This is a genomic window from Salinibacter altiplanensis (assembly GCF_002894645.1).
Classification (GTDB): Bacteria; Bacteroidota; Rhodothermia; order Rhodothermales; family Salinibacteraceae; genus Salinibacter; species Salinibacter altiplanensis.
On the sequence record NZ_NCQY01000023.1, the window covers coordinates 190,982 to 204,362 of the forward strand.

The following is a 13,381-nucleotide window of genomic DNA, read 5'->3' on the forward strand; positions in this document are numbered from 1 at the left end:
ACCTCCCAACATTCATCAGCATACGCAGCGCCTATCTTCGTTCATGCACCCACCTCTCTGCCCCTCGTCTCCTCCTGTCTCGTCTCGCCACCGGACGCCGGCCCGTCCTTCTGGCTTCCACACCGCCCTCCTGGCCGTCGGACTGCTCCTCATGTCGGGCCTGATGGTCCCGCGGTCCTCCTCGGCACAGCCTGCCTCGCCCCCGGCGGTAGACGCCCTCCTCCAGAGCGACTCCAGCGCAATGATCCCGGTCGTGGAGCGCTTCGCGGAAGACCGGGATGCGCTGCGCCGCCGCTACGACGCCGCGGGGCCGACGCAATGGGCACGGATGCGCACGTTCTACAACCAGTGGCTCGACGAGCTGAACGCCGTTCGCTTTGATCCCCTCGGCGTGGAGGGACGCATCGACCACCTGCTCCTGCGGAACGACATTCAGACGTCGCTGCAACGGCTGGACCGGACGGAGCGGCGCCACGCCGAGATGGAGCCGTACCTTCCCTTCGCCTCGACGGTCACCTCCCTCTACTACCGGTGGCGGGACGACCCATCGCTCGAGCCCCGCACCGTGGCCGACACGCTGGCTGCCCTCCGAGACACCATCAGGGCGACCCAGAAACACCTGTCGGAGCAGTCCCGGGAGACGGAGTCGGACCGCGTCGTGGCCCACCGGGCGGCCAACAAGATTGCGGACCTCCGCGGGCATCTGGAGGAGTGGTACGCATTCTACGACGGGTACCACCCGGACTTTGCCTGGTGGGTGGAGGCGCCGTACACGGACGTCCAGGAGCAGCTGAAGGACTACCGGACGTTTCTCCGGCGAGACATTGTGGGCGTGCCGGAGGGGGAGGAACGTCCCCTGATCGGGGACCCGATCGGGACGGAGGCGCTCGAGGCGGACCTACGGCACGCCATGATTCCGTACACGCCCGACGCGCTGATTGAGGTGGCCGAACAAGAACTGGCGTGGGGGAAAGCGCAAATGCGACGGGCCGCCCGTGACATGGGCCACGGGGACGATTGGCGCACGGCCCTGGAAGCGGTCAAAGCCCGTCACGTAGACCCGGGCCAACAGCCTTCCCTCGCACAAAATCTGGCGGAAGAGGCCGTGTCGTTCCTTCGGGAGCGAGACCTGGTGACGATTCCCCCGAGGGCCGAAGAGGTCTGGCGGATGCAGATGCTATCGCCCGACCGGCAAGAGGTGGCCCCCTACTTTCTGGGCGGCGAGGTCGTCCGGGTGGCCTTCCCGGCCCGAGAGATGTCGCACGAGAACAAGCTGATGAGCATTCGGGGCAACAACCGGCACTTCTCTCGGGCGGTGGTCCACCACGAGCTCATCCCGGGGCACCACCTGCAGGGCTTCATGACGGACCGGTACAACGCCCACCGCGACCTATTCTCCACGCCGTTTTGGGGCGAGGGGTGGGCCCTCTACTGGGAAATGTACCTCTGGGACCTTGACTTTCCCGAGTCGCCGGCGGACCGGATGGGCATGCTCTTCTGGCGCAATCACCGGGCGGCACGCATCATCTTCTCGCTCCGATACCACATGGGCGAGATGTCGGCGCAGGAGGCCGTCGACTTTCTGGTGCGGGAGGTTGGGCACGAGCGGGCCAACGCAGAGGCGGAGGTGCGGCGCTCCATCATCGGCACCTATCCTCCACTGTACCAGGCCGCCTACATGCTCGGCGGCCTTCAATTCCGCGCCCTCCACGAGGAGCTCGTCACGAACGGCGACCTGTCCGACCGCGAATTCCACGACCGGATTCTTCGGGGCGGGCGCATGCCGGTCGAGATGGTACGCGCCCGGCTTCGGGGACGGCGCCTCCCGAAGGACTACGAGCCGCAGTGGCACTTCGTCGGCGCCCCAAGCAGAAAGTAGCACGGTGCAGGCACCACGGCCCTCGTTTTGCCAACAATCCCCTTCGTCGTTCTACAACCAAATCGGAACCGCCCCGCCGGGTTGATTGACCCGACGGGGCGAAATTCCACTACAGCTCAAAAAGGCCCCCTACAGTGCAAAGAGCAATCCCCCAGTGATTCCGATGCGGTCCGGATTGCCAATCGTAACCTGCCCTTGAACGAAGGGCTGGAAGGAGCCGGTGTCAAACTCAACGCCCCCGACAAGGTTGAGTCCAGTGTCGGTATCAGAGATGCCCCCCACCTCTGAGCTCGTTATTCCGAGTCCCCCTCCCGCGTACGGAGAAAACGTCTCCTCCGTGGGAAAGATGTAGTGTGCATTCAAGTCGATCGTGTAGATTGTCACGTCCGCCCCTCCTTGGTCGTCAGCAAAGTAGTAATCGAAAGCCCCGGCTAGCTGCACCGGTTCCTCCACATCTTGAGAAAGATCGTATCGGACGTTGCCCCCGAGGGCAAATTCTTCAATGTCACCGACATCGATTGTGACACGAGGGCCGATCTCAAACCCAGAATTTGACTCTGTCTGGGCCTGTGCAGTGTACGGAAATGCAATAGTGAGAGCGAAAGCGACGGCAGCGAGAGATGCGAAGCGTTTCATCAATTTTCGTCTACGGTTATTGATGTGGTTGGCGAAGCGAAAAAACACCAATCTTTACTCCGACTGGCTGAGAAATACGAGGAGCACAAATCTCATGCTCGTCCATTTTGATCCAGCGTCCAAGGGCCCCTGCAGACAAAGCCCCCTGCTGTAGCCTCCTACGACGGGACCGAAGAGGCCCTGCCAAGAGACTCGTCAATTCTTCTCGCCGTATCTCCCCCCGCTCGCAGGGATTTCCTTTCCGCACTCTTTCTGTCCAGGGCCGACGGAATGCCTTCTCCTGCGCTCCCATCTGGAGCACAGAGGCTGTTTGGGAGATTGATGTTCAGCCGCGACTCAGTGGGCGAGGCTGCATAATGGCGCTCAAATGAGGCGCTGTAGTGGAACTGCCGGGCCCAATGCCGAAGCCACTTTCCGCGAGACTCACGACGGCACAGTGCCGGGAGCAAAGCGACCGAATGCTTTCAGAGTGCGACCCAGTACTCATCGGGGGGGCCACAGAACGTCCGCCAAACAGCTTCACAGCGGTTAACACTTCGGGGTCCGCGTTCGATGACCATTACGACTCCCCCGTTGCGTTTATCGATGCTCCTCGAGGCGCGTCTCCACCGATGTCTGATCGGCCGGCCTCGGGGGCTGGGGAGTGCTCTCCCCCGAACCGACCCCGCGGTAACATGATGACTGCACTGGTCAACTTTTTTCTACCGGACTCCCTCCCTCAGAATTCTGCCCAACGACGAAAGGCACGCCTGACGCTGGCGATCACATTTCTCATCATCGGGGCGTGCCTGGCCTACACCGGCGCCCACTACCGATGGGAGTTCTGGAGCGGGATCCCCGTGCTTCTGGGCTCGGCAGCCCTCTTGACCGGAGTGCCGATTGCCCTACGGCAGGGGGCCGCCCCGTCCCTCATGGCAAAGGCAACCGCCGTGGTGATGCTGGGCCTCATCACGCTGCTTACGATCCGGTCCGGAGGGACCGCGTCGACCTCGGCCCCCTGGTTCATGGTCGCACCACTGATTGGGCTGCTGCTGGCCGAGCAGTGGTTTGCCATTCTCCTCACGGCGGTGAGCATCGCCGAGCTGTCCATCATCTACGCCCTCGAACTGAGCGGCCACGCCTTTCCGACGCCCATGCCCGACTCCATGGCCGGCGAGTCGCTCTTCTTCTCCTACGTCGGCCTGATCACCGTCGTCCTTCTCACCGCGCGGGTGTTCAAACAGGAACAGAGCCAGGCATTGCGGAAGGCCGAGTCCGCCGCGGAAGACGCCAAGGCCCAAAAGCAAGAGACCGAGGAAATGGCCCGCCAGCTTGAAACGCAAAAGGCGTCCGTCGAGCGGCGGGTGGAGGAGGCCACCCACGAGCTACAGGAGCAAAAGGACGCCCTCGCACGCCACGCCACCGAGATGCTCGACGCGATGACCCGGTTTGCCGACGGGGACCTCAGTGTTCGCGTTGACACGGACCGCGACGATGAGATTGGCGATCTCTTCGATGGGTTCAACCGGGCGGTCGAGAGCGTCCGACAGACCCTTCTCTCTGTGCGCGACGCGGCCGCGGAGACCGCCCGGACAACCGAGGAGATCAGTGCCTCGTCCGAGCAGATGGCGACCGCCGCCGAGGAGCAGTCCGCCCAGGCCGAGGAGGTGGCCGCGGCCGTCGAGCAGATGAACCAGACGATTAGCGAAAACGCGCGCAGTGTCCAGCGGGCCGCCGAGGCCACCCGGGACGCCGCCCAGCAGGCCGAGCGCAGTGGCGAGATCGTCACGGAGGCGACGCAGCAGATCCATCAAATCGCCGAGGTCGCCCAGACCACGGCCGAGACCATCCAGGGCGTGGGCGACTCAAGCGCAGAGATTATCCAGATCGTCGATGCGATCGACGAGATTGCGGGGCAAACAAACCTCCTCGCCCTGAACGCGGCGATTGAGGCGGCCCGTGCCGGGGACGAGGGCGGTGGGCAGACCGGACAGGGATTTGCAGTGGTGGCCGAAGAGGTGCGGGCCCTGGCGGAGGACGCCGACGCGGCCACGACCAAAATCGAGCACAGGGTACAGGGCGCTACCGAGGACATCGAAGACGCGGTCGGCGCCGCCCGCCAAAGCAGCCAGCGGGCCCAGACGGGCCTGGAGCTCGCCGGCGAGGCCGACGACGCCCTGGACGAGGTCACCGCCGCCATCGACCGCGCCCAGCGGAAGGCTGACGAGATCGCAGCGGCCTCCGAGGAGCAGTCCACCACCAGCGACGAGATCGCCCGGAGTGTGCAGTCGATTTCAACGGCGGCCCGCGAGTCGGCGGCGGGCGTTGTGCAGGTTTCCAGCTCGGCGACGGACCTCGAAAAAACCGTCCAGCGGCTGCGGGAGAGCGTCGCGGAGTTTGAACTTGAGCAGGACCCCCAGTCAGAATCCTCTCCTTCTGCCCCTCCCTCTCACTCCGCAACAAATCGGGACCATCCCCCCTCGCCGGACACACACGCCGACTTGCCGCCCCCTGCGATGCGCCCAGGGACCGATTGAGAACGGCAGCGTGACCGGACCGGCCGGTGAGCCTCTCGACTACGCGCCTCTTATCCCCCTCACCAGAGCACCTCCACACGTCCCCACATAGAAAACGCCCGGTCCCCCCACCAGAGGGCCGGGCGTCGACGCTTCAAGGCGCCGCTCAGAGAAATGAGTTGCAATACGAGTCCCACCAGGAACTCGGAATGCATCTCGAAGACACGCGTGGCCCCGCTACTCTAACGTCGGCCCCTCCCCATTCAGGCGTTCTTCACTTTTCGGCCGTCACAGGACTGTCTCCTTGGTGTTGTGCCCCTTTACGGAATTGCAGGTTGTCTCTCGATTGGGACATCAGGCCGCAGACGCCTCCTGATGGGGGGAGCTACCTCACGCTGTCAATTGCCTCCGGATCCCCCCTTGCTGCCTCAGAGTGCAGAACATGGGGACTGTTGTGAACGATGTCGTCACAGTGCCCCGTCCGCGCTTAATATACACGCCTCGGGTGACGATCACGTAACCAAGTCTGTACTTTGTAACAAAGACGTTTTTTGCATGTGCCCGTTCGCCGATGGCGTCTCTCACGCCGACCGGTCCACGCCAACCTCGTCCCCACAGCAATCCCCGAGCGCCCAGCCGTCCGCTCCCACCCGACGCCTGTCCGTGGCCTTCGGGACAGTCATTCTAACCGCTGGGGCCGGGACGGCAGGGGCGTTCGTAATATCGTCAGTCTGGATTAGCACCCTCGTTCTCGTCGGCTGCGGACTGCTCGCAGCCGGACTCGCAGCCCGCGTGGCGTGCCGGATCGGCGGGTCTATTCGTCGGGTCCGGCACACCCTGGAGGGCCATCAGACCGGCAACCACGACGCGCCACGACCCGGCCGTTCGAGCGACCTGCTCGGAGACGTGCACACCCGGCTCCACACCTTGGCTGATGAGGTGGAGCGGCGAGGCAAGCACATGGACGCCCTCGGCCAGATGATGACGCGCACGAGCACGGAGGAGGACCTGCACGCGGCATTTCGGACGTTTCTGGAAGAGGTGCGTGACGTGACACGGGCCGAGTACGCAGCCCTCAGCATCTTCGACGAGGACGGCGAGATCGTGGAGTTCTTTACGCTCGGGCTCACGGACGAGCAGGAGGCGGCCATCGACCATCCCCCGGAGGGAAAGGGCCTGCTCGGACACATTCCCGAGCAACAGGTGACGCTGCGGCTCGACGACATGACCACGCATAGCGAATCGGTGGGCTTCCCCGATGGTCATCCGCCCATGCAGTCGCTACTGGCGGCGCCGATCACGTATAAGGACCGGGCGCTCGGAAACCTTTACCTCTCGGACAAGGAGGAGGTCACAACCTTCGACGCGGCCGACGAGCGATTCGTCGAGACGGCGGCAGAGGCGGCGGCCGTCCTCATCAACGAGCGACAGTCGCGGCAGCGCAACGAGCGCACCCGACGGACGCTCCGCCGTGAGACGAGGGCGCTGGCCGACGTGCTGGGCCGGCTGGCCGAGGGAAACCTGTCGGTCGACGTTTCCCAAAACAGCGACGACGAGGACCTGGCCCGCGTGTGGACCCGACTGGACGAGACGGTCGACAGCCTCCGGACGCTCATCGGACGCATTACCGGAGCGACCCGGGAGCTCTCCGCCACGTCCGACCAGCTGTCCGGCACGGCGGACGACATGTCGGCCGGAGCGGAGGAGCAGTCGACCCAGCTCGAGGACGTCGCCGCGGCGATGGAGGAAATGTCTCGGACCATCAGCGAGAACGCCGAAACCGTCGACCGAACGTCCCAGCGCGCCGAGGCCGCCCGGGCGGCCGCCCAGGAGAACGGCGACATCGTGTACCGGGCCATCGAGAAGATGGAGCAGGTCGGCGAGGTCGTCGAGCACTCCGCCGAGACGATCAACGAGCTGGGCTCATCCAGCGAGGAGATCGGAGACATTGTGGCGACGATCGACGACATCGCGGACCAGACGAACCTGCTCGCCCTCAACGCGGCCATCGAGGCGGCCCGGGCGGGTGAGCACGGGGCCGGCTTCGCAGTGGTGGCCGAGGAGGTGCAGGCCCTTGCCGAGCGGACGGCCCAGGCCACCGACCGCATCGAGCAAATGATCACGTCCGTTCAGCGGGAGGCCAAGCAGGCCGTGGCCGTCATGGACGACGGCACGGAGGAGGCCCGACGGGGCATCGAGCTCGCCAACGAGGCCGGCGCCGCGCTCGACGAGATGATTGAGGACATTCGGGCCGTGGCCGGCGACATCGACGACATCGCCGCCGCTACAGAGCAGCAGTCCGCGACGAGCGAGCGGGTCTCCCAAAACATCAACGAGATTTCGACGGTGACCGCGCAAACCGCCCGGGACGTAACGGAGATCGCCCAGTCCGCCGCCGACCTGAGCGCCCTGTCCGGCCGGCTCGTCGACACGACCGACCAGTTCACCTTGGAGGCCCCGGCTCAGAAGGCATCTGCGGCCCCGTCCCCCGCCGGCGATGGCACTGCTTCTGCCTCGATACCCACACCATAGTATAGTGTGGATGGAATTATCCCCGTGATGGAAGACGGTGGCATTCTATTACGCTCTCCAGGGTTAGTGAATTTGATTGGCCCCTACCTCTCCGAGAATCTCATATATACGACCCACAGTACACGAACGCTGAGAACGCTTCCTCAAGCCTATTTTTTGATTATACTTATTGATTTTAAAGGTCCTAACTTCTACAATCGGAATCCAGCTTGCTTCCACTCTTTCGGTTTTTCAGTTCTGAACTTGTACTCTCATCATCGAGCATGATCGACAACGATTTGCTAAGAGAATTCGCCGAGACCCACCCCGACGGTCTCGAATCGAAACTCGCCCAGGCTTTCAACGAGAAACTCGACGCTTCTCGAAGTGACGCCGTGAAGCATCTCCGCGATCAACTTGAGAGCCTGCTCGAAGATCGTCTCGAATCAGAACACCCCTCTGAATAACCATGCGTCTGCTCCGCCTCCGTCCTTACTACTTCCGATGCTACGGAGAATCAGATTGGATCGAACTTGATGCCGATCTCGTCATCCTCTACGGTTCGAACGGCTTCGGTAAAACCAGCCTGGTAGAATCGATCGAGTGGCTCTTCCACGGTCGCGCGAAACGTCGTAAGCGCGGTGTCGAAGTGTATAGCAAACGCGACTATCGAAACTACTATAGGAACGTCCACGCCCCTGAAGACGCGCCGACTTTCGTAGAAGCTGAGGTTGAAACCGCGGATGAAAACAGACACAAGATCCGTCGTGAACTCGATAACCCGAATAAAAATGACACGAGTAACACCACCGTCATCGACGGGTCGGAGAAACCTTTCTCTACAATTGGCCTCAATGAGGATCCTGCTTTTGACCCAGTAATTCCACAGCACTCGCTGCAGGACTTCATCTTATCCCGTCCAATCGATCGAAGAGACAAGATCAGTGCGGCATTGGGCCTGGATCCACTGATCGAGTTTGATAGAACCTTGGATAGCACGAACCGGCGCCTGCAGCGAACACCCCCGAATAGGGTTGAACAGGCAAGAGAAGGCCTTCAGTCTGCTATCCGCAAAATGGATGAATCTGAGGATGACAAGGTTATTGCTTTACTAAAGAAATGGCGCGAGCAAGAGTTTGACCTCTCAGAGGACGAGGAAAAGCTTTTACAGGCAGCCCAAGATCTTCTCGGTACACAGGAGACTAACCGAATCACGTTGAGTGAAGAATTGACAACACACCGAGAAAAGGTTGCTGACAGGGTGTTCGATCCGACTCCAATTCGGCCTCCCTCGAACAGGGAGAATCTGCGAGAGGCCATTCAGGAATCGAAGCAGGAAATATTAGAGTCCGAGTTGAAGCAGTGTGAGGACGCACTCTCATCGTACTTGGGAGTGGCAGCAGCAGAGTACGCGAGCGAATGCCTCTCATTCTGGAAAACTGGCCTGCAGCTCCGAGACGAAGATACCGACACTTGCCCGATGTGTGAGGCACCGACTCTTGACAAGGAGAAGCGGGAAGAAATTCGGGAACGTCTGGAAAAGACTTCAGAATTTACATCAGCGAAAAAAACGCTTCAAGATTCCGTCTCCGATTTCTCACAACGCTTGCGACGAATCTCCAGACGCATTGACGGTTTATTCCCAGGATTTCTGACTTCTCCCAACAGAGAATCGCTTGCCGATCTCATCGATGACAGAGGACTCCTGCAACCGTTTCTAACGTGTCATGACGCTTCAGAGCTCTCGATCATAAAAACAAGGGACGCACTGAGCGATCTCGCCGACTCGATAGACGAGATTCCCGAACTGGCCAGTGATCCCGAATCAGTTCGAGAGGCAAAGGAGAGACTACTCAAGTCGGAAAAGAGAATTGAGCATGCTATTGGATCTATTTGTTCAACAGCAGAATCCTACGCGGAGGCCTATGAGAATTTGGAGGAGAAGTTAGAAGAGGTCATCGCAAGTGATGATGCCGTCAAGCAGATAGACGCTCTGATGGAACCGCTTGATAAATGGGAGTCAGCAGAGGTCTTGGCCGAATACCACGGCTTGATGGATGAGGTCCGTGAGGCTGGACAGCGCCTCAGTGATCACCTTCAAGACAAGCAGGAAGAAAAGTTAGAAGATCGGGGAAAGGAGATCAAAGATTGGTACGGCGTGATGAATCCTGCATCCAATGTCGTCCCCAGTCGGCTTGATGCTGGAGCGGAAAGCTTGAGAATATATGCGGAGGCTTTCGACTCGGAGCTTAATGTAGCCACCGGTTTGAGTCAGTGCCAGGCAAACACGCTTGGTCTCAGTATCCATTTTATGAGGACTTTGTCTCCCGGCAGTCCGTACAGATTTATCGTTCTGGATGACCCGGTCCAGTCGATGGATGACAAGCATTTTGAGGCTCTTTCACGCGACGTAATTGAAAGACTGCTGGACCAGGAGAACCTACAAGTCATCGTCGGTACGCACACACGCGCTCTCTCAGATAAGCTATGGAGTCTACATATCGACCAGAGGTCTAAATACCTCAGAATCTCCGACATCAGCAGGGAAGGACCGACCATCTCGAAGGAAAAAACCTTCGAAGATGAACTCGAGAGGATAGAACACTTAGCGAAAGGGAATGAAGAAGACCGAGAAATTGCGCTTGATAGAATCAGGAATTCTACAGAGCACCTGATCGGGTTAATATGTCGAGTGGAGGGCCACCCACTTCTAGATCCCAATGAGCACCGAACGGCAAAGCAGAAACTCTACCACTTGAGTGAGTGCCCATCTGTAAAGGCCAAATACATAAGCACACTGAAGGATACCATAGAATTTAGCAACTCGGCCCACCACGAATCGGAAGGTGAAAGCGTCCCCGAAGAGGGCAAAATCCAGACGCATTTGTCGACCCTTCACAGTTACGGAGACATGTTTGAGGTTCTTGAGAAAAGATAGGCTTCATTCACAAACGCCGCCGCCCCCCGATCTCTCGGAAGACGACGGCGCATTTCTCCTTCGAAATTATGGCCGAACGTTAAGCATCAACCGTCGCGGCGCCGTCCCCGCCCGCCCCCGCGGCGTCGGCGGCCGACTCGGTGCCCGCCGGTTGCACCGCCTCGAACGTCAGGCCCTCCCCGTCGTCGCCCAGCTCGATGCGGACGGTGTCGCCGTCCGTGATCGTGCCGTCGAGCAGCGCCTGCGAGAGGCCGTTCGACACGTGCCGCTTCATGACACGCTTCAGGGGGCGGGCGCCGAAGGCGGGGTCGTAGCCACGGTCGGCGAGCCAGTCCTTGGCGCCGCCCGAAAGCGTGAGCGTCAGGTCGTGGTTCTTCGCGGCGAGCCGCTGGACGCGCCCGAACTGGATCTCGACGATCTCGCGGATGTGCTCGCGGCTGAGCGAGCGGAACATCACGATGTCGTCGATCCGGTTTAGGAATTCGGGCTTCACCTGGCGGCGCAGCATCTTGAGCACCTCTTCCTCGAGCTCCTGATGCTCGCGCTCCGAGAGGTACCCGCCCTCGACCGCGTCCATCCGCTCCGAGATTACGTCGGAGCCCATGTTCGAGGTCATGATGATGATCGTGTTCGTGAAGTCGACCGTGCGGCCCTGGTTGTCGGTGAGGCGCCCGTCGTCGAGCACCTGCAGGAGGACGTTGAAGATCTCAGGGTGCGCCTTCTCGATCTCGTCGAGCAGCACCACGGAGTAGGGCGTTCGGCGGACCGCCTCGGTCAGCTGGCCGCCCTCCTCGTAGCCGACGTAGCCGGGCGCCGCGCCGATGAGGCGGCTGGCTGTGTGACGCTCCTGGTACTCGCTCATGTCGATGCGCACCATCGCGTTCTCGTCGTCGAAGAGAAACTCGGCAAGCGTCTTCGCGAGCTCCGTCTTGCCGACGCCGGTGGTGCCGAGGAAGATGAACGAGCCGATCGGCTGGTCGCCCTCCTGCATGCCGGTGCGGCCGCGGCGGACGGCGTTGGAGACCACCTCGATGGCCTCGTCCTGCCCCACCACGCGCTCCGACAGCTCGTCCTCCATGCGAAGGAGCTTCTCGCGCTCGCTTTCCAACATCTTCGACACCGGGATGCCAGTCCAGTTGGAGACGATCTCGGCGATGTCCTCCCCGTCGACCTCCTCCTTCAGCAGCGCGCCGTCCTCCTGGATCTCTTCGAGCTTCTGGTTGGCCGCCTCGGCCTCTTCCTTCAGGTCCGGAATCTCGCCGTACTGGATTTCGGCGACCGCGTCGTACTTGCCCTCCCGCTCCAGGTTTTCGGCCTTCACGCGGAGCTCGTCGATGCGCTCTTTCGCGGAGCGGACCGTCTGGATGAGGTCCTTCTCCTCCGTCCAGCGGGCCTTCAGGGCGTCGCGCTCGTCCTCCAGGTCGGCGATCTGCCGGTCGATCTCATCGAGCTTGTCGGCCAGGTCGCCCTCGTCACGCGTTACGGCCTCGCGCTCGATTTCGAGCTGACGGATCTCGCGGTCCAACTGGTCGAGGTCGGCGGGCTTCGAGTCGATCTCCATGCGCAGGCGGGCGGCCGACTCGTCGATCAGGTCGATCGCCTTGTCCGGCAGCTGGCGGTCGGTGATGTAGCGCTCGCTGAGGTCGGCGGCGTTGATGAGGGCACTGTCGTGGATGCGCACGCCATGGTGCACCTCGTAGCGCTCCTTCAGGCCGCGCAGGATCGAGATCGTGTCCTCCACGCTCGGCTCCTCCACGAGCACCTTCTGGAAGCGGCGCTCCAGGGCGCGATCGTCCTCGATGTGCTTGCGGAATTCGTCGAGCGTCGTCGCGCCGATGGCGCGCAGCTCGCCGCGGGCGAGGGCCGGCTTGAGGATGTTGGCCGCGTCCATGGCGCCCTCCGAGGCCCCGGCCCCCACGAGCGTGTGCAGCTCGTCGATGAAGAGGACGATCTCGCCGTCGGACTCGGACACCTCGTTGACGACCGCCTTGAGCCGGTCTTCGAACTCCCCCCGGTACTTGGAGCCGGCCAGGAGCGCCCCCATGTCGAGCGCCACGATGCGCTTCGACTGCATCGACTCCGGCACGTCGCCCTGGACGATGCGCGTGGCAATGCCCTCGGCGATGGCCGTCTTGCCGACGCCGGCCTCGCCCACGAGCACCGGGTTGTTCTTCGTGCGGCGGCTCAGAATCTGGAGCACGCGCCGAATCTCCTGCTCGCGCCCGATCACCGGGTCGATGGTGCCCTCACGGGCCATCTCGTTCAGGTCCTGCGCAAACCGGTCGAGCGCCTCGTACCGGCTCTCGGCGTGGGGGTCGTCGGCCCCCTGCCCGCCGCGCACGTCGTCGAGCGCCTCCATGACGTGCTCCTTCGAGCCGCCCTGGTCACGCAGGGATTGGCCGATCTCGTTCTGGCCCTCCACGAGGCCGATGAGGAGGTGCTCGGTCGACACGTACTCGTCGTCCATCACGTCTGCCTCGGCGCGGGCACGGTCGAACACCTTCTTCAGCTCCTCGCCGACGTACTGGTCACCGGCACTCGCGCCCGTCACCGTGGGCAGCGACGCCAGGGCCGCCTCGACCTCGCTGCGCAGGCGATCAACGCTCACTCCCACGCGCCGCAGGATCGACACGGCCACACTGTCGGGGGTGCTCAAGAACGCCTCCAGCAGGTGCGGGGGCTCGATGCCCTGGTGATTTTTGGACGCCGCCAGTTCCATCGCCTTTTGGACGGCCTCCTGGGCCTTGACGGTAAATTTTTGCAGGTTCATAGGTCAAAGTTTCGGTTGGACAAACGGCAATGGGAGTGCAGCCCCCCGCCCTAGATGGGCGTCTCTGGAGGGAATGCCACACCGCTCACCCACCTCTGCGAACGAAAAGTGTACCAGTCGGCCACAATCTGACAGGATGGCAGAACAACGGA

At 61.9% G+C, this 13,381-nt stretch carries 7 protein-coding genes; 5 read left to right on the forward strand and 2 right to left on the reverse strand.

The features are described 5' to 3' along the window. The first annotated feature begins 43 nt into the window (after positions 1–43). Positions 44–1,879 carry a DUF885 family protein gene (locus B7R93_RS11050; RefSeq protein ID WP_103020821.1) on the forward strand — a complete coding sequence of 612 codons (1,836 nt, stop codon included), beginning with the start codon at positions 44–46 and terminating at the stop codon, positions 1,877–1,879. A 129-nt stretch (positions 1,880–2,008) separates the two neighbouring features. Here B7R93_RS11050 and B7R93_RS11055 read toward each other — a convergent pair whose 3' ends face one another. Beyond that, positions 2,009–2,515, reverse strand: a complete 507-nt coding sequence (locus B7R93_RS11055) for an outer membrane protein (protein WP_103020822.1) — start codon at positions 2,513–2,515, stop codon at positions 2,009–2,011. Between the two features lie 674 nt (positions 2,516–3,189). On the opposite strand from B7R93_RS11055, the gene B7R93_RS11060 reads away from it, so the two are divergent. From B7R93_RS11060 to B7R93_RS11075, 4 genes are all read left to right on the forward strand, one after another. After that, on the forward strand, positions 3,190–5,031 hold the full coding sequence (locus B7R93_RS11060) for a methyl-accepting chemotaxis protein (protein ID WP_232798341.1): 1,842 nt from the start codon (positions 3,190–3,192) through the stop codon (positions 5,029–5,031). Positions 5,032–5,565: 534 nt separating this feature from the next. Beyond that, positions 5,566–7,542, forward strand: a complete 1,977-nt coding sequence (locus B7R93_RS11065; protein ID WP_232798342.1) for a methyl-accepting chemotaxis protein — start codon at positions 5,566–5,568, stop codon at positions 7,540–7,542. Positions 7,543–7,805: 263 nt separating this feature from the next. Next, on the forward strand, positions 7,806–7,988 hold the full coding sequence (locus B7R93_RS11070) for a hypothetical protein (protein WP_103020823.1): 183 nt from the start codon (positions 7,806–7,808) through the stop codon (positions 7,986–7,988). A gap of 2 nt (positions 7,989–7,990) precedes the next feature. Further along, the gene (locus B7R93_RS11075) at positions 7,991–10,459 is read left to right on the forward strand and encodes an AAA family ATPase (RefSeq protein ID WP_103020824.1); all 2,469 of its coding nucleotides are present in this window, start codon (positions 7,991–7,993) and stop codon (positions 10,457–10,459) included. A gap of 79 nt (positions 10,460–10,538) precedes the next feature. Here the strand turns inward: B7R93_RS11075 and clpB are convergent, their stop codons facing one another. Further along, entirely contained in the window at positions 10,539–13,229 is a 2,691-nt protein-coding gene (gene clpB, locus B7R93_RS11080) for an ATP-dependent chaperone ClpB (protein WP_103020825.1), read from the reverse strand. Positions 13,230–13,381 lie beyond the last annotated feature (152 nt).